A 25,824-nucleotide genomic window follows, 5' to 3' on the forward strand; every position below is an offset into this window, starting at 1 on the left:
CTCAGCGAGGAGTTGATTGGCAGATGAAAGTTGATGATGCCAGAAGCAAGTTGACCTCTGTCTACCCTAAAATCAAGCTTTGACGCTGCACTAGGAGCAATAGTTATCTGGAGTTGTGGATGTTGCTCTGGCGATCGCTGACAACTGCGCCTTAACCTAGTTGCGGCTTTTAATAACTAGCCGATAGCCTCCTGCCGAATAAAGGTTTGAGCGACTTCGAGCAATAGTCGTACGCCTAAAAATAGTAGGAATATGGCAAAAGCGCGCTTGAGTTTGGGAGCGGCGATTTGATGGCAAAGTTGAGTTCCGAGGGGGGCGCCGAGCATCGTGAAGGGAGCGACTAACCCCACAGCGGGCCAGTAGATGGTGCCGGTTGCCAAGGGAATGCTCAAATCTTGAATGGTCAAAGTCAGGCAACTCAGGGTGCCAACGAGGGCGATCGGCAAGGTGAAAGAGGCGGAGGTGCCGCTGGCCTGACTCATCGGCAAACCAGAATAGAGCAGAAACGGCACGCTAATGGCCCCGCCCCCAATTCCCAAAACGCCAGATTTGAACCCCAAAACAGTGCCCACGGCGTGGGTGAGTGGCGGGCTCGGTTCACCCGGTTGGTCTGGTTTGGGCAGCCAATTAAACAAGATTTTGAGGGCAATGAAGACGAGGAAAAGGCCAAACACGCATTCTAAGCACTCGGAGTTCAAGTGATTGGCGACTAGCTTGCCGGCAACGACCCCGATCGCGATCGCGGGCAAGATGCGGCGAAAGAGGGACCATTGCACATCTCCCCGTTGATGATGCGACCAGGCCGAAGACGCCGAGGTAAAGACCATGATGCACATGGCACTGCCAGCCGCTAGGTGCATCACCCACTCATGGGGCAAATCCAGCAGTCGAAACAGATAAAACAAGCCGGGCACAATCACCATGCCGCCCCCGATGCCAAACAAACCCGACAAAATTCCTGCGGTCAGCCCCAACCCGGCAAACAACGTCATGTCTCCACCAGATAGCATCTTGAGTATGGCCACTCCTTTCGAGAGGTGTTTGGTGATGTCACCGCGATCGCCCCTGAGTCTTCATGCTCGTTTCATCGGTTGACTAGGGGAACCGACGTCTCGGTGACGATAGTTTCATTATTGCTTAACTTTTTGCCACTGTTTCAGCCAATTCACTGGCTCTGCTAGGAATGGTAAGTCGCGATCGCAATTCAGCGGTGTGATGACAAATCAACTGTAGTCAATCATTCGCAGGAAACTGCAAGGGTTGCTGTCATAAACATTGACGATATCACTCAGCGGCATCACTGTTCGGATTGGGCTTGCTCCATCACGGCACGAGCGACCGTGGCCACTCCACATACAGAAATGCCACAACGCCGCAGTTCCTGAGCCGCGATTTGAACCGTTGTGCCTGTCGTGTAGATATCATCCAACAATAAAACAGGCTGTTGTGGTCGCTGTTGAAACGCTTTTCCCATAGAGAATGCGCCTGCCAAATTTTGCCGTCGGGCCTCCATTCCCAGGCCAAATTGAGGCGCAGTGGCCCGTTGTCGCACTAAGCCCTGGCGTACCAGCGTCAAGCCCGTTTGATGGCAAAACGCTTTGGCGATTAGCTCGGCTTGGTTATAACCCCGCTCGCGCTGCTTTGCCGCAAACATCGGGATGGGTACGACCAGGGGCGATCTCCGAGTAAGGGGAGATTGCTGCCAACGCTGCCCCAGGGCCGAGCCGAGCGGCAACGCCAACTCAGGATGCTGATCATATTTGAGGGCTGCGATCGCCCGCTTTAAGGCTCCCTGATAAGTTGCCCAAGTCAATACGGGCAGGGCTTGGGGGGCAGTCTGAGATGGCTGCGATGGGGCGGTGCGACTAACCTGAGCCCAGCAATTAGGGCAAAGCGCCTGGGGAGAAGGGCGATCGCACAGCGGGCAGGGCTGCTGAAGAAAAAGATTAGTAAATGATCTTAAAGACTGGGTCAACATGATTGAGGAATTTAATAGAAGCGTGTCACGTTGCCTTTACTCACTGCTGCGGTATTTACCATTGTCTTGACACGAGAGTGTTTGCGCCTAGGGTAAAACTAACGATCTCAGACATCGATTGACTGAACGGTACAGATGCTTCAGCGTCTTTGCGGGTTGATACAAGCACCCGTGATTTACTGCCATTAAGTGAGAGCGCCCCTACACTGTTGGGCAGGGGCGCTGGGGTTGTCTTTGTGTAGACTCAGTTGCCGGCTATATGTCCTGTTTTTTGCCAATTACCCCCACGACTGATGTGCAGGCACCGCAAGTTGGGGAATCAGCCAGTCTGCTGCAGCGTGCTCAGCAGGCTGGGCACGCTGTGCCGCCAAGTTGGGTGATTCCGGCAGCGTATTTTCACCAGACCTTGCAGAAGCTCGAAGCGCGGGAGCCCTTGCTAACCGATTGGCCCCAGTTGTTGTGGCAAACCACCGAGCCCACCGGATATGCCGTGCAGCAAGTAGCAAAACGTCTGCGCCAACCGCTCCTCAATCTCCCACTGGACTTGTCCTGGGCCGAGCTACTGGCAGCCATTAATACGCCTGCCGTGCGTTTGTTGCCATCCCTATGGCTCGGCGAGCAAGTTGCTACTGTGCCCTGGGGACAAATGCTGGCGGCGCCCGTTTGTTGGGCCGACCCAGAAGCGTTGGAAGCCGCTCTCAAACAAGTTTGGCTTTCGGCCCTCGATGCTAAAAGCCTGACCTTTTGGCGGTTTTGGCGAGCAACTCAGGCCGACACAGAGGCGCATTATCCCGCCATGGTGAACTTGGCCGTGATCGTGCAGGCCGTGGAACCGGCGACTTTTTCCGGCACGTTGACCGTCCGCCCCGCTACGATCGCGATCGCCGCTGTGGAAGGTTTGCCTCAGGCCTTAGCGGAATGCTGTCCGGCAACCTTCTCTGGCAAATTGCCGCAGTTGCCCCATTTTCCCTGGCAAGTAGGCTTTCAAGAAACGTTCTACCGTCCGCCTAATCGCCCCGACGACAACGTTCCGGCGTTAATCGAGTCTGGGTTGACTAAAGTGGAGCGATCGCGCCTCCAGTTAACGGTGCCAGACCCAGTTGAGCAACCGTTGTGGAGTTTGGCACAGGAGCTGACCCAGTGGTCAGAGCAGCCGCTGCATCTGGAATGGCTGCAGCATGCCGAAAGTGGCACCCTGCAAATTTCGCAGCTGTATGCCTGGCCGCTGCAACCTTATGAAGCTCAGACCACATTATCAAAATCTGACAGCAGCGAGGCGCTGGCTGGGCGGGGTGCCGCCCCTGGCACTGCCCAAGGTCACGCCTTAATTTTGGCCCCCGATCAGCCCGCCCCCATGTCGGCCCATCGACAAATCATCATTGCGTCAGAAATCGCACCCGACCAACTTCCCCTGCTGAAAACGGCTAGTGGGGTGGTGGCTGAGCGCGGGGGGCTGACCTGCCATGCCGCTGTGTTGGCCCGCGAACTGGGGCTGCCAGCGATTGTGGGGTTGTCCCATGCCACCACTCGCCTGCAACCCGGTGAAGCCATCGAAATTGACGGCGATCGCGGACTCATTACCCGATTGCCCAATTTGCCCAGTGTGCCCCCGGCCCCAGCGTTGCCCACCGTGGAGTTAGCCCCGACCCAGACGGAAATTTGGGTTAACCTGAGCCAACCAGAGATTGCCGTTGCGATCGCGGCCCTGCCGGTCACCGGAGTTGGTTTACTCCGGTCAGAATGGCTGATGATGCCCGTCCTCGAACGCCAGCATCCCTATCACTGGCTAGCTACCGGCCAAAAAGAACTCTTGCTAAAACGACTGGAGCAGCAGTTACGCCCCATTCTCGAAGCGTTTCATCCCCGCCCTGTGCGATATCGCAGCCTCGATATTCGCACCAGCGAATTTGCCCAATTAGCCGGTGCCCCAGCGGTAGAACCCAATCCCATGCTGGGGGTGCGGGGGGCCTTTAGCTATCACCATCACCCCCAATTCTTTGGTTTAGAGTTAACGTTGCTCAAACGGTTGCAAGACCAGGGTTATGACAACCTGCAGCTAATCCTGCCCTTCGTGCGCACGGTAGAAGAAGTCCAATACTGCCAAACTGCGATCGCCGCGATGGGGCTACACCAGCAGCCTGACTTTGCCCTGTGGATGATGGCGGAAGTGCCGTCGGTGCTGTTTCAACTACCGCAGTATGTCGCAGCGGGCATCCAAGGCATCGCCATCGGCACCCACGACCTGACTCAACTACTATTGGGCATCGATCGCGACCAAACCGTGTTTACGGCTCCCTACGATGAAACGCACCCCGCCGTGCAACAAGCGATCGCGCAATTAATTCACACCGCTCAGCAGGCGGGCATTTCCTGCTGCCTCTGCGGGAGTTCACCCACCCATCATCCAGAATTTGTCGCGGCGGCGGTGCGCCAACAGGTGACGGGCCTTTCCGTCGATGTTTCAGCCCTCGCCCTCGCTGCCCAAATTGTCCAGCAGGCCGAAACCAACCGTTGATTGACAGGGCCAATTTCCCTCCCTGCGCACAGTCCCCAGAGCCGCGATCGCAGTTCTATAATCGTGATTGTGGCGCGGGGCAACCATTCCAGCTAAGTCATCTCGCCCCGAATGGCTGGGGCCGTGGCGAGATGCTCAGCCCCAGCTTGCATTGACGCAATATCCGCTTCTGACCAAAGACGCACTGATTGACAGTGATGGGCCACGAGCAACCCCCAAAGACCAGTCGGGATTAGTACCGGCACGACTAAATTCGCCCGTACTTGCAACTCACACAGAAAGTCGCGATGACAGTCGGCAATCGGTTCAGCTTCGATATCCGCGATCGCTCGCACTCGTCCGGCTAGATAAAGCTCTGCATATTCATCGTTAAAGCATTCATCGGGGCCGGTTGACCCAAAGATTGAATAGCGCGGGTCACTCAAGGCTTCAAAGGTGACCTGACCTTCCCATTGCCGATAAAAGTAATACAGCACCACCCGATCCACCTGTAGTTGATGCTGCAGGTCAGTCGTGACTTGCTCGACCATCGCATCTCGCTCTAGACTTTGCGCTAGGCGAATGAGGGTGTGGCGCAATCCGGGATCAGCGTCCGACCAGCTATGACGGGTAGACCTTTCAGGCATTGTTATGGATAAACCGAAGCGAACGTTATGATTACAGCTCAGTTCCACTTTAATCGGTCCAGTACCAGAGACCCGGTTTTGCTTAGAGCAGCTTCATAACTTTAGGCAAAGCTGTGATGTGTGTCAGCTTCATCGTTTTAGAGGGAGCCGAGGTTAGGAGCTAGATCCTAGAGCTGTGGGTCATCAGTCCCGAACGGTCATCCCCCCAATCGGCCCATCGTCCCGTGTTTACGGTCATCCCCCCAATCGGCCCATCGTCCCGTGTTTGAGGAACCTGAGCGGCTGCGCCAAATCATTGAGCAGGATGTGCTGGCAGGACAACCCGCCTCGCTGATTAGCATTAAGGAGCGACCTGCAATCCCCACGATCGCCCCGTTCCGCAAACCATCAGGGCGGTTCTATCGAGGCTCCAATCGATATCGGAGAAGTGATATGAATCCGGCAAATGATGGACGATTTCTCAACCTGTTGGGCTGCCTGGGCTTTCTGGCCCAGGGACTATCGGCCCAATGTCACTTTGTCCCCTCGGGCGAGGGCGCTGTGCACATCGAGTTCCAATCGACAGAAAAGCGCATCACCCCCCTGTTCAAAGCGATCCCACACCGTCAATGCACCCGTGCCGAGTACGACGGTACCCCCCTTACGCCTGAAGAGTTGCACCAGCTAGAGATGGCCGGGATGGGGGACGGTGTGCGGGTGCTCATGCTGACGTCACCCCCAGCGATGGAAACCGTGCTGGACTATGTGGTGCAGGGCAACACCGCCCAGTTCAATAACCCGGCGTTTATGGAGGAGCTGAAATATTGGATCCGCTTCAATGACCAGGAGGCAATCCGCACTGGCGATGGCCTGTCAGGACGGGCCACGGGCAATCCGCCGATTCCGCGCTGGCTCGGGGCTCTGTTGTCCAAAGTCTTATTTCGGGTGCAGCCAGAGAACGAAAAAATCGCCCGCTATATCCGCAGTTCCTCAGGCATTGCCGTCTTTGTCTCCGAGGTGGATGACCCGCCCCATTGGGTAGAAGCAGGTCGCTGTTACGAACGGTTTGCCCTGCAGGCAACAGCCCTGGGGATTCGCAATGCCTTTATCAACCAGCCCGTGGAGGAAGTGAATCTGCGACCCGCGTTTGCCAGGGCGTTGGGGTTGACTGCTGGTCGCCCTGATCTCGTGGTGCGGTTTGGACGGGGGGCCGAGATGCCCCGCTCCCTCCGGCGATCGCTGGATGCCGTGATCGGGGGTTGAGTAGTTTTTGAGCGCAAGTCTTTGGTCAGCAGTTCCAAAATCGCCAGCGCATCATCCTGAGCGGTTGCCTCCACATCCCTAGCAAAAGCCAGCAGGGTTGCTATCCGCCGGGACTGGGGCATCCGCTCAATCGTTTGGACACGCGAGGTGAATGCCTTCCGTTAAAGGACTATTAGCCGACTGGGTGGGACACTGGGGAGTACCCACTGACCAACCCCGATGGCGCGTATCCGCCGCAGCCGGTGAAGTGCCGAGACTACCGCCGGGGCACTGCGCCGTGTAGGAGAGCGTCTCAACTGGTCGAGACCAGTCGCTCTGGTATTCTTATCCAGCTTGAGCAACTTCTCTAACTGACGGCATTGCTCTACATTCAGCAAGCACGATAACAGTTTCCAAATCCGCTGTGAAACCCGCTCCCGCACAGTAGCGACCCAGCGCTCTAACCTGCTTACTCCCGGCAGCAAGGTCTTCTCAAACCCCTATACTGTTAAGCATTAATCAATCACCTCACTTAATCCTCATTTATTCCGCTCTATGACAGCTCAACTCACCGCGCCCGCCCCCCTGGAACCGTTGACCTGGAATTGGCAAGGCCATCGCATCTGTTACACCATCCAGGGCCAGGGCCAACCGCTGGTGCTCATCCACGGGTTTGGTGCGTCCATCGGTCACTGGCGTAAAAATATACCTGCCCTGGCTGCCGCTGGCTATCAGGTACACGCGATCGACCTGCTGGGGTTTGGCGCTTCTGATAAGCCCCCCCTGAGCTACACCCTAGAGCTGTGGGAAACCCTGCTGCAAGACTACTGGCGCGCCCATATCAACCGCCCGGCAATATTTGTAGGCAACTCGATCGGCGGCCTGATGACCCTGATGATGTTGGCCCACGCCCCCGAGATGGCCCAGGCCGGAGTGCTGCTCAACTGTGCTGGCGGGTTAAATCATCGACCCGAAGAGCTGAATTTACCATTGCGCATGGTGATGGGTGCCTTCAGCAAAGTTGTGAACTCCAATTTGCTCGGGCCGTTCGTCTTTAACGAAGTGCGCCGCAAGTTTCGCATTCGTGGGTCGCTGCAGCAGGTGTATGGCAATCGTGAGGCCATCACCGATGAGCTTGTCGAGATTTTATATCGCCCGTCTTGCGATCCGGGGGCACAAAAAGTGTTTGCCTCCATTTTGGCGGCACCCCCCGGCCCCAAACCTGAGGAGCTATTGCCCCAGATTCAGCAACCACTCTTAGTCCTCTGGGGCGAAGATGACCCTTGGACGCCGATCAAAGGGGCCGATATTTATCGCGAATTGAGTGAGGCGAATGACGAGAACGCTCCAGCCGTCACGTTTCATGCCATTGCGAATACAGGCCATTGTCCCCACGATGAACGCCCCGAGGTCGTGAATCCGCTCATCCTTGACTGGTTACAGACTCTGACTCCTGCGGCTTAGCGATCGCGGTCCATCTGCCCGGAACTTTTTCTAGCAAGAGCGTCATTCTACTTTGCGATGGTTGGCCTTGTCCCTGATGGCAAACCCGACCATCGCTTCTAGCAGCTTGATGATCAGCGCTCTCAGGCAAATTGCGTGTGTCAAACCTGATTGAGCCTTCAATAGGGTGTTCCAGTCGCCTGTGCATCTGGATTGGAATCGACTGGAAGCCGCTAGTGTGACTGTCACCAACTCCGAGTGTCACTGTCTTAAACCGGAATTAAACTCAATAAGGACTTCTGTTAATCTTTGACATAAGGTCTTTCGTTATTCTGACTGACAGGATGAGGCATCAGACTCTGCTGGATTAAAGCCCGCTTTGATTGCCAGAGTGACTCGTAAATTCCGCTTTCACTAGAGCCTATATGACGACTGTATTTGATTTTTTGGCGAGGGGTGGCCCCGTAATGGTGCCCATTTTGGGCTGCTCGGTCTTAACGATCGCCACTGCTTTAGAACGCACCTGGTTTTGGACAAGTTTGCTCAAACGCGAAAGCCAGGTCGTTAATGAAGTGTTGGAAGCCGCGCGGCAGGACTTGGATGAAGCGGCCGCGATCGCGGCCCGGGCTAACGATACCCCCGTCGGGCGCTTTCTATCGGCCCCCCTGCGGCTCAAAAATCCCTCCCCCGAGACCTTTCGGCTTGCCCTCGAAAATGCGGGCGACAAAGAATTTGTGCAGATGCGACGGGGTGACAAACTGCTCGAAACTATCGTTGCCGTGGCCCCGTTGTTGGGCTTATTGGGCACAGTGACGGGCCTCATCGCCACGTTTAATAATCTCAATATTGGCGGCGGCGGCAACACCGACACCTCCCAGGCCGCCGCCGGCATCGGGGAAGCGCTCATCACCACAGCGGCCGGCATGGTCGTGGCCATTCTAGCCCTGTTAGTGTTTCGCATTATGGTGACATTTCAAGGGCAACAGATGGACTATTTCTCCGAAGCGGGCAACGAACTAGAGCTCATTTATCGACAATATTGGTACGAACCGGCCCTCTCTGCCGTCGATCATCCCGCTCAGCCCCCGCGCTCCGAGCCCTTCGTGGCTGAGCGCTATTAACGCTTAATCCATTCGCCGCTATGCGCTTTCGCGAAACCCGAGACACTGCTCCCCCCCAAATTGACCTGATTCCGATGCTGACGGTCATGATGGGAGTGCTAGCCTTTTTTGTTGTCGTTACCCTCACCCTCGGCAGCGAAGAAGCCATTGACATGCAGCTACCGGCGGCTCAGCCCGAAGAGTCTCCCCCCACGCCATCCACCACCAATCCTTTCATTGTTGAAATGCAGGCTGATGGTGGCTTCACAGTCAATACAAATCCCATTGACAAAGAAACCCTCAAAGTCGAAATGGAGGCCTACTTGGCTGAAAATGCGGACCATGTGGTCTATCTACTGCCCGCTCGCGACTTACCCTATGAACAGGTGATTCAGTTTTTGGGCGAAATGCGCGCCATCGGGGGCGATCGCGTGTCGCTCGCGATCGAAGAATAACTGGCTCATCGACATCTCATGCACTTCTTAGCCGAGCCAGCCCAACTGCCCCCTTCCTTACATTCTCCCTGCCTGCCATGCGTCGTCCTCGCTCGTCCGCCTCTAAGATCCCTGAAGTCAACCTCGTGCCCATGATGGACGTGTTGATGACCGTGCTGACCTTTTTTATCATCATTTCCATGACCTTGACGGGCAGACAGTTGATCGGCATTGAAATTCCTGAAAATGTCGAAGGCACTGATGCCGAAGTGGATTCCGCCGTCCAGGCCGAAGCCCTCATCATCGGTCTCGAGCGCGATGGCAACATTATTTTGGAGGACGAACAGATAAGTTTTCAGCAGCTAACTCAGCGCATTCGCGCCCATTTTGCTGAAAATCCAGACGGTACCCTGCTCCTGAAAGCAGATAAAAACTTACCCTACGACGACGTTGCTGTGTTCTTGACCGATTTGCGCGACATTGGCGGTAACCGTGTCTCCCTCGCGGTGGAATAGACCGTGCAGCTGTGATGCCTTACCGAGAACTCGCCAAGGCATGAAAACGCCACCGGGGTGACCTTTATGCCCAGTGAGCCAAATCGGGCGAGCGGGCAGTAGCCTTGCTCGGCGGGTCAACTTGGGTGGGGAGGAAGATTTCGAACTCGGTGCCTGGCATAGACGGGGATGCCGTGTGGTCTGAACTCGGGATGGGCGATCGCAAAATTAAGTGACCGCCATGCTTTTCGGTCACAATCTGTCGGGTAATCGGCAAGCCGAGTCCGGTGCCATCGCCCGCTGGCTTGGTGGTAAAAAAGTCGTCAAATACCTTGCTTTGAATCGCGGCGGGAATGCCTGGCCCGTTGTCCCGAATGCGAATCGAGATCCAAGCGGTGTCTGTGAGAGGGGGCTCCTGCATATTACGAGTAATCTCTGCCGGAAGGCGATCGCACTGGTGAGTGGTCAGCGTGATGCACGGTTGCCACGTATCGGCGACCCGCGATAACGGCGAAGCTGACTCACGATTAGTGGACCCATCAGCTGACTGTGATAAGGCCGCCTGGTGCGCTAACAATGCATCAATGGCGTTGCTAATAATATTCATAAAGACCTGACCCATCTGACCGCTAAAGCAAGACACCTCGGGGAGGCTATCAGCATATTGTTTGTGAACAGTAACGCCTTCTTTTAGGCGATTATTTAAAATTTGCAGCGTACTATCTAAACTCTGATGAATATCGATCAAGTCTCGCTGCAATTCATCCATCCGGGCAAATGTTCGCAGACTCGTCACTAAATTGCGAAGGCGGTCCGTTCCGGTTTTCATACTTTGCAAAAGCTGGGGCAAATCACGCAAAATATAGTCTAAGTCAATGCTTTTCTTGATCTTTCTAAGTGAGTCACTTTGAGATATACTCTCCTCTTCATAGGCCTGAATCAAAGTAATTAAATCTTCGGTATACTCCTCAAAATAGTTGAGATTTCCCCAAATAAAGTTGACGGGGTTGCGAATCTCGTGGGCCACTCCCGCCATCATTTTGCCTAGCGCCGCCATCTTCTCGCTCTGCATCCGCTCCGCGCGAGTTTTTTCCGCCAGCAGATTAGTGGTCAGCTGATGCACTGTCGATTGTGCTTGCAACAAGTCATGCACATCTAATAGATAAAACGGTTGAGTCGGTGACCGCTGCGATTCAACGACAATGGGTTCATACAACAGGTCTGAAGGACGAGCGATCGCGTGTTGGGCAGCCTCGGTAATCTTTGTGGTTCCCGATAGTCGCAAATAATTGTGCGTAATAAATCGATGCAATGTTGCCACTGATCGCTGCAAAAAAAGCTCGCGACCATAGGGTTGGCTGATCACCTCAAGGAAATGTCGACGAGAGATGACGCCCTGCAAACGACCATCCCGAGCCAACAAAATTACGCCTGGCAACACAGGGTCGCGCTCTAAAGCTTGAAAAATTACACTTCCGAGAGTGGCTGGCTTGACCCCAAAATGATGCAGCTGCAGGTTCTCTAAGGTTGAGTCAATCCGGAGATCGTCCATAACATTCAAGTAGCAAACGAATCATCACGATGACGCAGACGCCCTGACTATAAACCTCAGCGTTTGAGGTATTTAAAATTACGTACCCACCCCCAACTTACCACTCAGATCCACCTGCACAGGGTGATTCCAGGTTTACGTATGGCTAAGGTCAGGTTAAGCTTTGAGCCCGTTCAACTCAGCAGAATACTCACCAAGAATCAGCCAGACCATATAGCAGTCCGCAGTAAGGTACCAACAGGCAAGGAGCTTAAGCCCCTTGTTCCGCAGCCTGGGGATGTACGGAGCTATCTACGCGGCGCTATACCAACCATATTGGGCACCGCCGACAGGTTTATCGATGGCCATGGAGACTTGAGCCATCGCAAGATTTCAGGACTTGCCAAACGACTCTGTCAACGCAGAAAGCTCGCGTAGAACACGGAATTTGAGTCGCTCAAATCAAATGCCTGCGACGTTAGCGGCTGACAATTGACCCCGTTGTAGGCGGTCTGCACAACAACGACATAAGCCTGAGGCGTGGCTGCTGTGGGAAACTCAAAATCTTCCACCAGCGCTTTGGCGCGATCGTCAAACACGGCATAGCCAGTAGAACGTAGTAGTTGGGGCTCGCCTTGCAAGTGGCCATCGGTATTCACCATCACTCCCCAGCGGGCTTCTTCCGGTTCGATGGGCAGGCAAATGTTATCGGGATAAGTAACGCGGTCTGCCAAGTCCTCTAAAACATTTTCTGCGGCCACTTCTGCACTCGCGATCGCCTCGTCTCTAGCCAGTGAATTCAGCCACTCTGCCTGATTGTGCCGCGCTTCAGACAGAGTGGTTGATGTGGGGCCAACATAACTTTCTAACACCGCAAAATAGTCGTCTGGCAAGTCCGTACCTGCAGGCGGCCATTGGCACCCTGCTGGGTCATAATCGACCATGATTTGAACCAAGTAGGCCTGAGGTAGATCCTGGCTGGGGTAGGTATGCTGCTCTGCCATGGCTCGGGCCGCCTGATTAAATTGACGATACCCAGACGATCGCAGAGTCATGATATCGCTGTTGACGGTGCCATCTGCTTCAACCAAAACCAGCAGTTCCGCCATCTCAGGGGCATTGGGTAGACAAATCTTGGCCTCATAGGGGATGGGCTCGATCTCGGTCAACGGTTGAATCTTTAAGTTGCTGTAGGGGTTGCCCTGCTCGGTAAAACTGCTGAGCCAAATTGATTGCCGCTCAGCGGTTTCTTCTGCGGTCAACGGATTTAGCCCTTGATAAGTGGCAAACACGTCAGCATAGCTAAGGAATTGTCGCCGCCCTGCCACCGCGCCTGCATTGGGGGCCGGTGGCGGCGGATTGGGATTATTGAGCGGGGGCACGACTGGAGACGAGTTAGTGCGATCGCTTCTCGCCGACGCATTCTGAGGCGAGTTACGGCGTTGATTAGCCGCAGGTCGCGTCTCCCTACGTCGCGCATTGCTAGTGGTGGCGCGGCGGTTATTCGCCCGTAAATTACCACTGGTCTCTCTTGACCGTGCTGCCCCCGATGCCTGAACCGAATTGCCGCTAGGCGTCGCCGTCCTTGCTGATTGATTGGCCCTTGGTCTGGCATCTGTGGTGCTCGTGGTCTCAGGGTTGTTCGTCGATCGCTGAGAAGTAGGTGGCGCAGTTTTGGTCACCGTAATCCCCTCCTCCTCAGGGTCAGGAGGGGGTAACAATTCATCCTCATCTGGTGCGGTCGGCACGAATAAAATCATGCCGTGCAATCCTAACGAGAACAGCAACATGAATGGTAAAAGATATCGCTTCAGCGATCGCTTAACAGTTGATAGAGCAGAGGGCTTTGACATTATTCGGGCTGAGGGAAAGAATTTCTATAAATTAAGCGATTCAAGAAAGTCAATATCCTCACTACTTTGGGCTCAGAATGACGCTTGCGATGCAGAATCAATACTGATACATCATAAAAGTAGAGAGCTGATCTCAGCTTAAATCTTCAATCAGATATCACCATTGACTAGAAATACTTAACCGCGAGGATCGGCAGTCCAAAAAATCAAAACGATACTGGCTGGAGGATTACCCGGACCAATCTTGATCGTCGAGACATATAAAGTCGGCACCCCATTATCTTGAATTTCAAATAACTGTTCACCACAATATCCGTCAGGAACTTCGACTAATGTCTGGTTGGCAAATGTGAGCGGTAAATCTTCGGAGACAACCAGACCATAATTTCGGCGAAAAAACTTTAATTGGTTGGCTTGAGCCAGTAATCGATATCCGTTCGGAGTGATTTCGGCAAAGAAGCAATCTAAATTCAGGTTTTGCAAATAACCCAGCGCCCAAATATTTTGAGGAAAGTCAGCAGTGCCATCAAATTCGACATTAATACTTCCGGTCTGACCAAGCAGAGTTGACTGTCGAGTGGGGTCAAACTGAGGGTTGCCCTCGTTATCTAGAGGATTTTCTTCCAGGGCTGTTTCCTCATCTAACATTGGCTCATCAATGACTTCATCTGATACGATAGGCCGCTCTAAATCAGGAGGAATTAACGAGTTTTGAATTGGAGGATCAGGGGTTTGAGGCTGTTCAGGCAGTGTTTCTGTTGTAGGCTCCTCTAGTGCGGGAAGATCACTAATACTTAAAATGTCAATGGCTTCTTCCTCCTCGGTTAATGTTTCTTCCTCAGTAACCTCTGGTTCACGCTCTTGATCAGGAATCGGCATCAACATAAGAGCCATATGCAGCAGTAATGAAAGCCCCATTAGAGGGAAAAGTAACCATTGCCACTGCTTCTTGCGGTGTAATGAAGAAGCCTCAGTGTTAGGAAGTATCAAAGTTCTTAAAGAGTCAAGCCAAAATATCCGACAAGTTTTTCGTCACTGCAGTCCAGTTAAGTGACGGAACCATCAAAGCAGCTTTGCGAGTCTTAAGCTTTCTCATCTCTAAAAGCAATCTCTAAAAGCAACCCCAAGACTGAAGTTGTCTTGGGGTTGTAGATTGCGATCGCCAAACCAGCAAAAGTTGAACGGTGTTATCCCCCCAATTAAGGAAAGTGATTAGCCTTAATCAACCAAAGAGTTTGAGAGTCAGCAAAACTTAAAACAGGCAAGAATCATTATCTGGACTGACTTACAGGCCGGCCAAAGCATCATCCAGCTGCGCCAACGCCTCATCATAGTCGCTGCTATCTACCGCAATGTATCCAACTTCTTCAAGCAGGTCGGTATCCCGAGCAGTTTCCAGATAGTAGCGGACATAAGCCTCAACTTCAGGTCTTTCTAGGGCGTCGGTGCTGATGTAAATGAATAGTGGGCGAGACAATGGGTAAGAGCCATCTTTACCGGTTTCAAAGCTCGCTGCTACACCTTCGACAGCAACACCGTTCAAGATGTCTTGGTTTTCTAGATAGTAAGCCAGGCCAAAGTACCCCAAGGCATTCTCATCACCGGAAACCCCGACTACTAGAATGTTGTCGTCTTCACTGGCAACGTAGTCAGCGCGACTAGCACCAGACTCACCCACAACCTCTTCTGTGAAGAAGTCAAATGTACCGGAATCTGTTCCGGGGCCATACAAGCGGATAGGGGCATTAGGCCAGCTGGAATTAACCTGACTCCAGCGAGTAATCGTCCCCTCAGCCTCGGGGGCCCAGAGTGTATTCAATTCTTCAAAGGTAATATTGGTGAGCCAATCATTCTCAGGATGAGCGACCAGAGCCAGAGCGTCCAACCCAACTAAGACTTCAATGTATTCAATCCCAGCAGCAGCGCAGGCCTCGACCTCTTCGGGCTTGATCGGGCGGGAAGCGTTGGAGATGACCGTTTCACCAGCGCAGAATTTGCTGAAGCCCCCCCCGGTGCCAGAAACACCAACGGCAACATTGACCCCAGGGTTAACCTCCATAAAGGTTTCTGCCACCGCTTCTGAAATTGGAAACACAGTGCTGGAGCCATCAAGGACGATGATCTCTTGAGCCTGAGCTGAGGGGGCGATCGCTAGACCAACAGCAGTGGCTGCAACTACTGCACTGACTGTTGTGAATCGATTAGCAAACATAAGTTATTACACTCCGTGGGTGTATCAGACATCACCAGACCAAAAGAAAAAATATCAACCGAAGATTATCGAGACCTTTACTAAAGCCCAAGGGGATATTGGGGTTGAATTAAGCTTTGATTAACTGTCAGCAAATGGATTCAGTGAATCGGCCGAGATATGAAGTGCATCTTTGCCGAGGACTGATCGGTAGCTCATTACAGTGAAAACAAGCAGGCACTTAATTTCAGTGGCGCTTTAAACCTGAGGACGATGGCATCGGTTCACGGCAAAATTCGGGATATGGCCGTGCTCCTAGACCCCACTTCACAATCGATAGAACTGGCCCTGACCGATTCTTTTGGGTAGCGCCCATCAATATGAGATTCCAGCAGCCACATCATTGCAGGATTGTTCTCTGCCCCGCAGCCAAAGTAGTCTTGGGTGATTTTAGGAGACTTTCCCGATAGAACTCCCAGACAAATTTGCCCCACTCTAGACATCCTTTTAGGACACAGCTTGTTTTTAGAAGATGAGATCAAGGCCGAGGGCTTGCAGATCAATATGATGTAAACAGGTATCTTGCCCTTGTTGGCTAACGATCCAGAGCCCATGAGGAGGGTGAAAGCAGACCGCTTCAGGAATGGGTAAATCGTTGATCTGGCCAATAAGTTGTCCGTAATAGTTGATGAGGCGCATTTCGCCTTTCTGGCTGATGGCTACATAACCAGTGACCAGTTCACCAAACCAATGAGGCACGATATCGAGACGGCAGCGCATGATGCGATAGGGCTTAATTCGGATGACCAAGAAATCTTGTTGCTTAGTACCTGCCAGGGCAATACAGCTACCTGGCTTTTGGCTGGCAAACAGGTGATGAATATTAGTCTGAACGCTGACCTTGCCCAGTGACTGCCCTTTGCGGCTTAAGACATGCAGATGAGACTGTTTGTCCTGCTGACTCGCGATCGCATAATGGCGATCGTCTAACATGGCGGCAGTTGTGGGTACCTGCTCGTCCTCAGTCGGTAACTCACGGATGATAGGAGATGAATGGTGAGTATTCACCGCCCACAGCCGGCGGGGCGATGCTAGAGACTGGACAATCGCCCATTGTTGGCCGCCCGGTAATACTGCGATCGCTGTGTTAAAAGTTGCCAGCGTGACGAGGCTACTGGTTGTCAGCAAATGTAATTGGTTTTGAGTGACCACCAGCACGCCTGATGGCACCTGACAGAGTTGTGTAATCGGGGCATCAAAGTCCCAAGTTGCGGCTGGGCGCTCAGAGTCAAGAGTCTGAGTATTTGTTAGTGACCAGCCATATAGCTGATGACCATGAGCCGTCAACAGTTGGGGCAGAGCATCGGTCGCGTTCAATAACGCAAGAGCTGAACAACGGTCAGGTAATTGGACAGGCTCTTGAGGCGCGAAGGAGCCCACCGTTTTCAGCGCGGCAATCTTGGGAAACCGTTCGCGTAAGTCTCCGGCGGTCAAGGTTTTCCGCACCTTTAAAATCGCGGCTTTCATGTCTGTGGCGCTGCGATAGCGACGAGGCGTGAGTTTTTCGGTCGCCTTCTTTAAGATTGCTTGAATGCTGACGGGCAAACTGTCTGGCAGTTTCACTGCATGGTTGAGATGGCACACCATGAGCTGGTTATAGTTGCCAGAAAAGGGGCGATCGCCCAGCAGCAACTCATACAACATAATGCCCACAGCATACAAATCTGAGGCCGCCGAAAACTGGAAATAGAACCGCTCAGGGGCCATATAAGCAGGTGACCCAGTCGCCCCTTTATCCTTGCCTTGGTACTCTTGGCTCAGTCGAGCAATGCCAAAATCGGAGACCTTGGCTCGCCACCCATGGGGCGATAAGCTGAGCAAAATATTTTCGGGTTTGATATCGCAGTGAATTAACCCTTTGGCATGGGCATGTTCCAGAGCGGACAAGATTTCGGTCGTGAGCGTCAAAATCTCCGCCAAGGTTAGCTGCGTGCCCTGCTCCATCAGATCGCGCAGAGTGCCCCCTTCGCAATAGTCCAACACCAATTGCCGACCACTGCCGGATTGGTCTAGGGCAAGGCAATTAGCAATGTGTGGGTGGTCGAGGCTGAGTAAAAAGCGGAATTCTCGGAGGAACTGGTGGGTCGGAAAGCGATCGCGGTTTAAATTTTTAAGCGCCACCAATCGCCCACTTTTGCGATGGATGGCGCAGTAAACTTGCCCAAATTGCCCTTGTCCCACTAACCCTAGAGACCGATATTTAGCACTTTGATAGGTTTTCAGCACAGTGATCGTAGACGCGAGGGGAAGTTAAGATGACGGGTTACTGAGTCAACATTTGCATGATTGCAGTGTGGGGCTGACCTTCTTGGACTAAGGCTTCTGCGGCTTCGAGACGGTTTTCTAAACCCAGAACGAAACGGTTGCGATCGGCCCCCATCGACTCACAGCTGATTTGGACACAGGTTAAATCACGCCCCGTCAGTTGACTAAAGAATGCTTGCAAAACGCCACATTCTAAAGCTCCCGAAGGCTGATTCGGCTGAATTGCATGGGCCGTAAAGGGCGAATTCTGCACTTCAATCACCAAAAACCCCTTCATTTGGTAATCGGTGTTGACCGTGAGTACTCCCCAGCCGTGGGTGCGCCAGCATTCCTGCAAAGCTTTGACAAATTCCACCATTGACAAGTCGGCAACACCCTTTTGGTAATAGTCGCTGAGCTCCTCGCAAAAGCGCGCATAAAAGTTTTTGCCCCACCACAGGCCACAGTTGCGCAGCACGTAGCGGGTCGCCTGCCCAGTTTCCTGGTTCAAACCTGCCACAATCGACTTCATCAAGGCATCAGGCAACGCCAGCAGGCGATCGCCACGTCGATTTTCCAGCAGTCCCAGTTCTAGGGTGCCTCGGATATAGACATCGCTCGCAAAATAGTTACTGGGTAAGCGATCGTCAACAAGTAAATCAGCAACCGAAATCATAACGTCCTCTTTCTGCAAATGAGATTAAAACAAGCCAATCAAAGATTCACTGGTGATCGCTTCTGCGGACTCGTCGTTTAATTGTCCCCCAGCAATCAAACGCTCAGCCGCATCTAAGCCAGGAGTCAACAGCGCCATTTGAGCCGGCGAAAACCGTCCCGCAAACTGAGTTTTGATGAGCTGATAAAGCGCAATATCAATCGCTTGAGTGTTGTAAGCTTCAACAATTTCAGGCAGCCAACCTTCTAAGCGCTTCGTCACCATGTCAATGTCATCAGTCAGCATCGCCATAGCCGCATAACGCACCATCAAGATGCCATTTTGCAGACTGCGCTTGAGTTTTTCTTCCGACTCTTGGGGAAACTGCTTTTGTAGGGCGTCAGCCACCGACTGCATCAGAGTGACTTCTTCATTGCGCAAGCGTTGGTAAAAGTTGATGCGCTCTGGCAAAGAACTCACAAATTGACTCAGGGCATTTAATTCGTCAGCTTGTAGATACCCTTTTTCGGGTTCGTCAAACAAAGCTTCGAGTTTGGGATTCATCAGGGGTGCTCCAAATTAATGAGTACAAGCAGCGGCATCAAGCTGTGAGAGGAATGCAGGGACAGCCATCTCAGAACAGATCCGCAAATCCATCTAAAGTAATGTCGTCTTCCATCGGCAAATCAGGCTGAATGTCGAGGGGAGCGACTGGCACGGCAATATTTGGTTTGCCATCCCAAGGGAAAAGGTTGAAATATTCACCCACGCTGAGGGTGAGGCTCAGGCCATTAGCGCCAGTAGCATCCGCTGACGAACTGCCAGCAGTCGGGCTGGGGCGATTGACCGGCATCCCTGTCCAGGGCATCTGCTCAAAGAATTCGCGGACTGACAAGGTTGACCAGCTGTTGGCCGGGGTCTGATGACCATTGCGATGACCGTTCATAAGTGCGGTACTCATCCTTGAACCTCCCCGGCACGTAGACGTTTCTCGATGTCGCGAGCGGTGGCGCCTTCATTCATCCAGAAGGCAGCCGCATCAATCCGTTCTTTGCCGCCGAGCAGGAATTTACAGTAAGTCTCGCCCATGGAGTAGCACTGAATTTCAATGCAGCTCAGTTGTTTGCGCACCATTTCGGTGAAGAAGCCTGCGAACAAACCGGCGTAAATATGGCAGACGGGCTTGCCGACATCGCCCAGGGTGCGCGCCACTGCTGAGTCAAACACGTTGATGAACATGAACCCTTGCTTGCGATCGCTCATGTCCACTTCCCAGCGGCCCCAGCCTTGAGAGGTGAAAGGCCACCACCAGGTTTCTAACAAAAACATGAGGTTAGCCTTACGGGCACTCATGCCAAATTCTTTCTCAAACCAACTTTCAAAGAATAAGGAATCTTGTTTGCCCCATTCCAAACCAATGGAGTACATGATGGCAGCAGAGGCTTCACCGACTTCCTCCTCTAAGCCTTCAAGCAAGCCGATAATAAAGTCTTCACTGGAGAAAAAGTTGCGACTGCCGTTCCAATCAACCACACTGCCAGCGTTGGGATTGAATTGAAAAAAGTCCTTGAAGCTGTAGTGATTGTGCTTCTTAGGGTGGCGGTCATGAAGCTGGTGATTGCTGGTTAATAAACTGGTTGACATAGTTTCCTGCCCGAGAAGCTCGTTTTATGAACTGTTAGGTGTAATGTGCCCACGGCAGAAGCAACATCAACGATTCCAGGAAAAAGTTGAAAAATCTTAAGCTAATACGGCCCTGGTGAGTCGCAGCGATCGCCCCAGGTCACCCATATTGAGGCATTAAAGCCCGTAATTATGCGGTGACCTAAACAAAGAAAGTTTTCTGAGCGCTGAGTGCTCCTTAGGGATTTGAGCTAGATAAGTCAGGCGTAAATGGCCAACTAATGCGGCATCATGATGGCGTTTCCGATTTTTATTCGATAATTAAAGCAGTCAAAACATTAATGGGGATAAATGAATCACGCTGCCAACCGCAGGATTGATTCATGTTCTAATCCTTTCTAGCAATGTCGGTATCGATGCTATTCACAAAAACCACTTTCGCAGACTTTGATTTCGCATTAGGATGACATCGCACGTTAGGGGATAGGCTGATGGCAAAATCCACTAAATCGGAAAAAGTCCCAAAGGCAATGCAGGCCAAGTTTGACAGCATTACTGCCCTTACCGACGAGTTTGCTGCACAACACCTTAACGATGAATATGCCACCTTGATGCATCAGGCAACGGCGGCCCTTTGTCGTAAGCGCCCCTCGCCATTAAATAGTGGGCGCGATCGCAGTTGGGCCTGTGGCATCAGTCATGCGATCGGCATGGTGAATTTTTTGTTTGACCCGTCGCAATCGCCGCATGTCAGTGCCACCGATTTATATGCCTGGTTTGGTGTGAGCAACAGCACCGGGCAAGGCAAATCAAAACAGGTGCGTGACATCCTTGATATGGGCCAACTCGACCCAGAGTGGTGCCTGCCCAGTCTGTTAGGTGACAATCCCTTAGCGTGGATGATCTCGGTCAATGGCATGATTTTGGATGCGCGATCGGCCCCGCCCGAAGTGCAGGAACAACTGGCGGCAGCGGGTATCATTCCATATGTCCCTGAGACCATTGGGGATACGGTGACTTCAGCACCTCCCAGACCGAAATTACCAAAACGAGTGATCGAGCGATCGGGGGAGGCACTCTACATTTTGGAAGTTGATTTGGTGGATGGGCCAATTACCGAAAGCTTTGCTCAAACGAATCCCCGCGTTATGCGGATCGTTCTGATCAAAGGTGAGCAGTCGCTTCAAGACTTACACCAAATCCTCTTTGAGGCGTTCGATCGCGAAGAAGCACACATGTATGAGTTTGCGGTCGGTGGCACCGGCCCCGATGATCCGGACTGTCAGCGCTATGGGCTGACGGCCAGTGGCCTGGAATATGACGGTGACGTGGCCCAGACCACTATTAACGATCTCAACCTCGAAGAGGGCGAAATTTTTGGCTATACCTTCGACTTTGGCGATAACTGGTGGCACGTTTTGGAAGTGAAGAATGTGCGAAAAAAAGCGCCTAAGGGTCAGGAATATCCCAAAATTACTAGCCGTGAGGGACAAAGCCCGCCACAATATGCTGATTTTGACTGAATGGGAAGGCGCGATGACCCAAGAAATCTCTTCCTGTACAAAACAGTTTCTCCAGTCATTTAGCCGCAATATTTGGGCAGCTCTGTCGCCCGACAGAGTAACTAGTTCCGCACCATGAGGGATGTAAAAGAGAAGGTGTCTCGGTACTGTTGTACCGTTAGCACGTGAAGGAACATATATGCACTCACTTATTTATATGCCTCTTATGCAAGTAGAGACGGCCAGTGCTTCTTACTTATCAACAGTGACCATCTTGGGGATCGTTGGTTTTATTGCAGCGGTCAGCATTGGCTCGATTGCCTGGTATAACTCTAAGCGACCCACAGGTTGGGAAGGTAAAGAACGCCCAGACATTGTGCCAGAAGTAGAAAAGTAAATTGGTTTGCTAAGCCTTCTGACTAATTAACAAGTTCATTTAAGGCTTTTACATCAAATAAAGATTTCGACAGGTGGCCACACTCAGAAGTTGTGTGACCACCTTTTTGCTAGCCTTCAATTCGTTTTAGATGAGTCTTTTGAGCGCAGCGCAGGTTCGATTCAAATAAGTTCGAGTCAAGGGCATTGATTAAGTGCAGTTGGCACCAATATCGAAGGAAAGCGGCGAGGGGAATGTTGCTAGCGTGGGGCGATCGCTAATAACTTCCTCTGAAGTTAAAGTACAGCGTACAGCGAAACACTCCGTAACTTAGTAGGGCGTTCCCTCTAATAGGGATGCTAAGGAGTCTGCCTGCCATGGCAGGGAGAGGAATTTCAGTCAGGAACTTGAAATCAAGGAAATTTATCTAAGGCAGTCGTTTTCCTCGATTTTCATAATCAGACTTGCATTGCCCAATCGCATATTGGACTAATTAGTTGAAAAAGCCCACCGAAATGTCTAACTCACATTCCTTCATGGCAGCTTAATATTTTCTTGAACAAGTTTCAGTGCCCAAATGAAGTAATGTTGAAATATGTCAGACCTATGCTGAACAAATGGCTTCATAATAGTTGCCTCTTGGTCAATCTATGGTTCTTGAAGATTTCATAGAAACCATGCCTTGACACTTGTTAACCTTGAGCCCCACGGTTAGCAATAGGAATCTGTTAGGAGCTGTTTGACAGCATTACTCACCTGTCAGAATTAAGGAGTTCACCAAAACATGTCTGGTTTAATTATCAGTTTTTTAATTACCGTAGTTGTCCTAGCCATCAGCCTATGGTTGGTTTCTTTATTGCCCACTGGCGTAGAAGTTGACAGCCCCGTTAAAGCATTGCTAGGCGGAGCGATTATTGGTGCCCTCAATGGGCTTTACCACTTTTTGCCACAAGGCCTGCGAACTTTTGGTGCGATCATTAGCCTGGGCTTGATTCCGCTCATCATTAGTATTGTGGTGTTTGGTTTGGCGGCGATGCTGGTCGATGGTTTTCGACTTAAATGGGGGGTTATGAGTGCAATTTTGGGCGCTTTTGCCTTGACCATTGTGAACAGCATTTTGACCTGGATTTTGACTTCGATTGGTCTGCTGGCCTAGTCAACAGCACAAGCTAAACGCGATCGCTAAACTGCCTGAATATCCTTGATTCTTTAGGATTTCAGGCAGTTTTTTGCCGGGAAAGCAGCAGAGCCCGACTCACGACGCTGGGTTCAGGGGGCTCCCAAACCGATCAGGTGACTTATGGGACGCTGGCAAGTTCTTCTTGCAGCATTTGTTGATAAATCTCTTGCAGGTAGGGCGTAACCACATTATCTTCAGTGCCGTAGCCCAAACTGGTCCAAGTGCCGGAGAGCAAATAGAACACATCTTCGATTTGCCCTTGGCGTAGCAGTTCGGCAATGTCAGCATTCCAGGCGTTGACATCGTTTAACCAACGATAAACGACAGCATCTTGATAAGTGGGCTCGAAGCTGTAGTCTGCCCACCAGGAATACCACTGGGGGGGATCGGGATGATACTGTCTAGCTTTTTCGAGCCAAGTGGTGCTCAGAAATTGATACCGTCCGGCGGCGGTGGTGCAATCCCCCGTGTTGGGGCCAGCCACAATCTCAATACAAAGGTCAGGATGTTGGGTCAAATCGTTGATGCGCTGCCCGCCATAGAGAGTGTGATAGGGATCTGCAGTGTGCGATTCGGCCACCGAGATGGTGCGCATCAGGGCGCGGATGTAGGGATCGCCCGTTTCCATCGCCAGGGGCACTGAGTCGACGTCCCCGACAAACGGTAACTGGTGCAGCGATCGTCCAAAAATGAGTGGACTTTCCGTGGATATCAGCCAGGCGACCGCGAGGAGGAAGAAGGCCGTCCCCAAGATTGGCCCGCGATTGTTGGATGTTGCAGGCGACAAATTCTGGTGCGAATGTGGCTGGGCAGGGGGTAAAGCGTCCACGGGTAATCAGTTGTGAAAATCACTGAGCAGGTTGTTGTCGCTAATAGTAGCTTACGAAAGTAAAAAGCCTGCAAGCTAAAGTTTGTCAGTCTTTACGTTTACAGTTTGCAATCTGAAGTGGGTGGGGGCCTCTGGGCATTTGAAGTAATGAAGTATGAACGGTGCAGGCGATCGCTGCGCTAGCAGCAGGGATGGATGATATCAGGCCGCTTCGATAAGTTTTGACGCAGGGGCGATCGCATCCCCAAAGCAACTTTTAAGATGAGAGTAACCGACGTCGGCCGGTCATTGCAGACAAGAACGAGGTGCTGGCATCACTTTCGGCAGCCTAGCAGCGATTCCGAGCGAAGATGCGGATCTTCACCGCGCATTGCTAAGCAGTCGAACATGGCCTGATTGCCTAGTTTTACTGCGATATCATCGACAACGGCGAAGAACCCTGGGGGAGTTAGCATGAGCACACTGAATGATGTTTCTCAAGAGTCGGTCTTGGCGATGACTCGCGAGTCAGTTGCCGAGCTTGCTAAACGACTAGAGCAAGATGCCTACGACAGCGCCTTTGATGGCCTCAAAGATTGGCATTTGCTGAGAGCAATAGCCTTTCAACGGCCCGAGCTAGTGCAGAACTATACCTATTTGCTCGATAATGAGCCCTTCGATGAAGAGTAGATAGTTCACTTTGGGCACCCATTCATGAGGGCAGCGACGACGCATCGAGTCATTTTGGGAATCGGGGGCGGCATTGCTGCTTACAAAATCTGCGAAGTCGCGTCAAGTCTGGCGAAGATCGGCGTTGATGTGGTTCCGGTTATGACAGCGGGGGCACAGGAATTTGTGACGCCGCTGTCGCTTGCGACTCTGTGTCGCCATCCGGCCTATACCGATCGCGACTTTTGGGCGGCGACCCATTCCCGACCCTTGCACATTGACTTGGGGGAATCGGCGGATTTGCTGGTGATTGCGCCGTTAACGGCCAACACGCTGGGCAAGCTGGCCCACGGTCTGGCCGACAACTTGCTGACGAATACGGTGCTGGCATCGACTTGTCCGGTGTTGTTGGTGCCCGCAATGAACACCGACATGTGGCAGCAGCACAGTGTGCAGCGCAACTGGCAGCAGCTTTTGGCTGATCCGCGCTATCACGCGATCGCGCCAGGGGCGGGACGGCTGGCCTGCGATCGCGTCGGCCAGGGGCGCCTGGCCGAACCGCAGGAAATTTTAGCGGTGATTGACTCGTTGTTGCTCACGCGAGGGCAGCGCGATTTAGCGGGCAAACATCTACTGATCAGTGCCGGTAGCACCCAGGAATATCTTGATCCAGTGCGGTTTATCGGCAATCCCTCTACAGGGAAAATGGGAGTGGCCCTGGCGCAAGCTGCGGCCCATCGGGGCGCGGCGGTGACCCTGGTGCATGGGCCGATGGCGGTGGAACATCGGCAAGCGCTGACCGGGGTACAGCAAATTGCCGTCACGACCGCTGCCGAAATGCAGCAAGCCCTGGTAGCGCAATTGCCCCAAGCGGATTGGATCATCATGGCGGCGGCGGTGGCGGATGTGAGGCCCCGCGATCGCGCTCCGCAAAAATTGCCCAAAGCGGCCCTGCCAGACCAGTTGCCCTTGGCTCCCGTACCGGACATCGCGGCTCATTTGGCCAGCCTGAAAAAAGATCACCAGCGACTCATTGGCTTTGCGGCCCAAACGGGCGAGATTGAGTCTCCTGCCCGCCAAAAGTTGCAAAGGAAAGGATTGGATGCGATTGTAGCCAACCCCATTGATCGGGCTAACAGCGGCTTTGGCAGCGACTCGAACCAAGCAATTCTATTGGGGCGCTCAGGACAGCGACATGAGGTGCCCGCCTGTGCCAAACGCCATTTGGCCCACCAGATCTACGATTTTGTGAACGCTTTAGGCGATCGCTGACAAAGTATCTCCCGTTCGTCGGGGGGAGGGGGGGAGATGCTGGCAAATA

24 protein-coding genes are annotated in these 25,824 nt (G+C 52.6%); 11 read left to right on the plus strand and 13 right to left on the minus strand.

The genetic code is table 11. From position 1 onward, the window contains the following. Positions 1-176: 176 nt before the first annotated feature. A complete protein-coding gene (locus DYY88_RS07135) occupies positions 177-992 on the minus strand; it encodes a sulfite exporter TauE/SafE family protein (RefSeq protein ID WP_044151382.1) in 816 nt (271 codons plus the stop codon). 305 nt (positions 993-1,297) lie between these two features. Then, positions 1,298-1,813: a ComF family protein gene (locus DYY88_RS07140; RefSeq protein ID WP_207223311.1), complete on the minus strand. Its 516-nt coding sequence runs from the start codon at positions 1,811-1,813 to the stop codon at positions 1,298-1,300. Between the two features lie 424 nt (positions 1,814-2,237). Between DYY88_RS07140 and DYY88_RS07145 the strand changes: the two genes are divergently transcribed. Continuing rightward, positions 2,238-4,493 (plus strand): putative PEP-binding protein, encoded by a 2,256-nt coding sequence (locus tag DYY88_RS07145; RefSeq protein WP_039728736.1) that lies wholly within the window; start codon positions 2,238-2,240, stop codon positions 4,491-4,493. A gap of 92 nt (positions 4,494-4,585) precedes the next feature. Here DYY88_RS07145 and DYY88_RS07150 read toward each other — a convergent pair whose 3' ends face one another. Next, positions 4,586-5,119 carry a GAF domain-containing protein gene (locus tag DYY88_RS07150; RefSeq protein WP_044151381.1) on the minus strand — a complete coding sequence of 178 codons (534 nt, stop codon included), beginning with the start codon at positions 5,117-5,119 and terminating at the stop codon, positions 4,586-4,588. A gap of 261 nt (positions 5,120-5,380) precedes the next feature. On the opposite strand from DYY88_RS07150, the gene DYY88_RS07155 reads away from it, so the two are divergent. From DYY88_RS07155 to DYY88_RS07175, 5 genes are all read left to right on the plus strand, one after another. Beyond that, on the plus strand, positions 5,381-6,361 hold the full coding sequence (locus DYY88_RS07155) for a nitroreductase family protein (RefSeq protein ID WP_052288613.1): 981 nt from the start codon (positions 5,381-5,383) through the stop codon (positions 6,359-6,361). A gap of 534 nt (positions 6,362-6,895) precedes the next feature. Then, entirely contained in the window at positions 6,896-7,804 is a 909-nt protein-coding gene (locus DYY88_RS07160; protein ID WP_039728732.1) for an alpha/beta fold hydrolase, read from the plus strand. A gap of 404 nt (positions 7,805-8,208) precedes the next feature. Continuing rightward, the gene (locus tag DYY88_RS07165; protein ID WP_039728731.1) at positions 8,209-8,904 is read left to right on the plus strand and encodes a MotA/TolQ/ExbB proton channel family protein; all 696 of its coding nucleotides are present in this window, start codon (positions 8,209-8,211) and stop codon (positions 8,902-8,904) included. Positions 8,905-8,924: 20 nt separating this feature from the next. Continuing rightward, positions 8,925-9,338 (plus strand): ExbD/TolR family protein, encoded by a 414-nt coding sequence (locus DYY88_RS07170; RefSeq protein ID WP_039728730.1) that lies wholly within the window; start codon positions 8,925-8,927, stop codon positions 9,336-9,338. A gap of 77 nt (positions 9,339-9,415) precedes the next feature. Then, positions 9,416-9,832, plus strand: coding sequence for an ExbD/TolR family protein (locus DYY88_RS07175; protein WP_039728729.1), 417 nt, complete (start codon positions 9,416-9,418; stop codon positions 9,830-9,832). Between the two features lie 64 nt (positions 9,833-9,896). Here the strand turns inward: DYY88_RS07175 and DYY88_RS07180 are convergent, their stop codons facing one another. The 9 genes from DYY88_RS07180 to DYY88_RS07220 all read right to left on the minus strand — a co-directional run bounded on the left by DYY88_RS07180 (position 9,897) and on the right by DYY88_RS07220 (position 19,989). Continuing rightward, positions 9,897-11,363, minus strand: coding sequence for a sensor histidine kinase (locus DYY88_RS07180; RefSeq protein ID WP_052288612.1), 1,467 nt, complete (start codon positions 11,361-11,363; stop codon positions 9,897-9,899). 395 nt (positions 11,364-11,758) lie between these two features. Beyond that, positions 11,759-13,132 carry a hypothetical protein gene (locus DYY88_RS07185; RefSeq protein ID WP_130199359.1) on the minus strand — a complete coding sequence of 458 codons (1,374 nt, stop codon included), beginning with the start codon at positions 13,130-13,132 and terminating at the stop codon, positions 11,759-11,761. Positions 13,133-13,372: 240 nt separating this feature from the next. Beyond that, complete coding sequence (locus tag DYY88_RS07190; RefSeq protein ID WP_130199360.1) at positions 13,373-14,185, minus strand: hypothetical protein; 813 nt, start codon at positions 14,183-14,185, stop codon at positions 13,373-13,375. A gap of 295 nt (positions 14,186-14,480) precedes the next feature. After that, the gene (locus DYY88_RS07195) at positions 14,481-15,407 is read right to left on the minus strand and encodes a PstS family phosphate ABC transporter substrate-binding protein (protein WP_039728726.1); all 927 of its coding nucleotides are present in this window, start codon (positions 15,405-15,407) and stop codon (positions 14,481-14,483) included. Positions 15,408-15,911: 504 nt separating this feature from the next. Further along, positions 15,912-17,672, minus strand: coding sequence for a serine/threonine-protein kinase (locus tag DYY88_RS07200; RefSeq protein WP_160299599.1), 1,761 nt, complete (start codon positions 17,670-17,672; stop codon positions 15,912-15,914). A 37-nt stretch (positions 17,673-17,709) separates the two neighbouring features. Next, positions 17,710-18,366: a V4R domain-containing protein gene (locus DYY88_RS07205; RefSeq protein WP_039728724.1), complete on the minus strand. Its 657-nt coding sequence runs from the start codon at positions 18,364-18,366 to the stop codon at positions 17,710-17,712. Positions 18,367-18,390: 24 nt separating this feature from the next. Next, positions 18,391-18,909 (minus strand): globin family protein, encoded by a 519-nt coding sequence (locus DYY88_RS07210; protein ID WP_039728723.1) that lies wholly within the window; start codon positions 18,907-18,909, stop codon positions 18,391-18,393. Between the two features lie 70 nt (positions 18,910-18,979). After that, on the minus strand, positions 18,980-19,306 hold the full coding sequence (locus tag DYY88_RS07215; protein ID WP_130199361.1) for a hypothetical protein: 327 nt from the start codon (positions 19,304-19,306) through the stop codon (positions 18,980-18,982). Beyond that, positions 19,303-19,989: a V4R domain-containing protein gene (locus DYY88_RS07220; protein ID WP_039728720.1), complete on the minus strand. Its 687-nt coding sequence runs from the start codon at positions 19,987-19,989 to the stop codon at positions 19,303-19,305. The genes DYY88_RS07215 and DYY88_RS07220 overlap by 4 nt, the downstream gene beginning before the upstream one ends. Before the next feature lie 470 nt (positions 19,990-20,459). Between DYY88_RS07220 and DYY88_RS07225 the strand changes: the two genes are divergently transcribed. From DYY88_RS07225 to DYY88_RS07235, 3 genes are all read left to right on the plus strand, one after another. Beyond that, positions 20,460-21,491 (plus strand): DUF6398 domain-containing protein, encoded by a 1,032-nt coding sequence (locus DYY88_RS07225; RefSeq protein WP_039728719.1) that lies wholly within the window; start codon positions 20,460-20,462, stop codon positions 21,489-21,491. A gap of 205 nt (positions 21,492-21,696) precedes the next feature. Beyond that, a complete protein-coding gene (psb35, locus tag DYY88_RS07230; protein WP_207223312.1) occupies positions 21,697-21,867 on the plus strand; it encodes a photosystem II assembly protein Psb35 in 171 nt (56 codons plus the stop codon). Positions 21,868-22,630: 763 nt separating this feature from the next. Then, positions 22,631-23,002, plus strand: a complete 372-nt coding sequence (locus DYY88_RS07235) for a phage holin family protein (protein WP_039728715.1) — start codon at positions 22,631-22,633, stop codon at positions 23,000-23,002. Between the two features lie 142 nt (positions 23,003-23,144). Here DYY88_RS07235 and DYY88_RS07240 read toward each other — a convergent pair whose 3' ends face one another. Next, positions 23,145-23,855: a glycoside hydrolase family 24 protein gene (locus tag DYY88_RS07240; RefSeq protein ID WP_084607155.1), complete on the minus strand. Its 711-nt coding sequence runs from the start codon at positions 23,853-23,855 to the stop codon at positions 23,145-23,147. Positions 23,856-24,308: 453 nt separating this feature from the next. Between DYY88_RS07240 and isiD the strand changes: the two genes are divergently transcribed. Both isiD and coaBC read left to right on the plus strand, forming a co-directional pair. Next, complete coding sequence (gene isiD / locus DYY88_RS07245) at positions 24,309-24,524, plus strand: protein IsiD (protein WP_039728713.1); 216 nt, start codon at positions 24,309-24,311, stop codon at positions 24,522-24,524. A 24-nt stretch (positions 24,525-24,548) separates the two neighbouring features. After that, positions 24,549-25,775 carry a bifunctional phosphopantothenoylcysteine decarboxylase/phosphopantothenate--cysteine ligase CoaBC gene (gene coaBC, locus DYY88_RS07250; protein WP_039728711.1) on the plus strand — a complete coding sequence of 409 codons (1,227 nt, stop codon included), beginning with the start codon at positions 24,549-24,551 and terminating at the stop codon, positions 25,773-25,775. Positions 25,776-25,824 lie beyond the last annotated feature (49 nt).

This window comes from Leptolyngbya iicbica LK (genome assembly GCF_004212215.1).
GTDB classification, from domain to species: domain Bacteria; phylum Cyanobacteriota; class Cyanobacteriia; order Phormidesmidales; family Phormidesmidaceae; genus Halomicronema; species Halomicronema iicbica.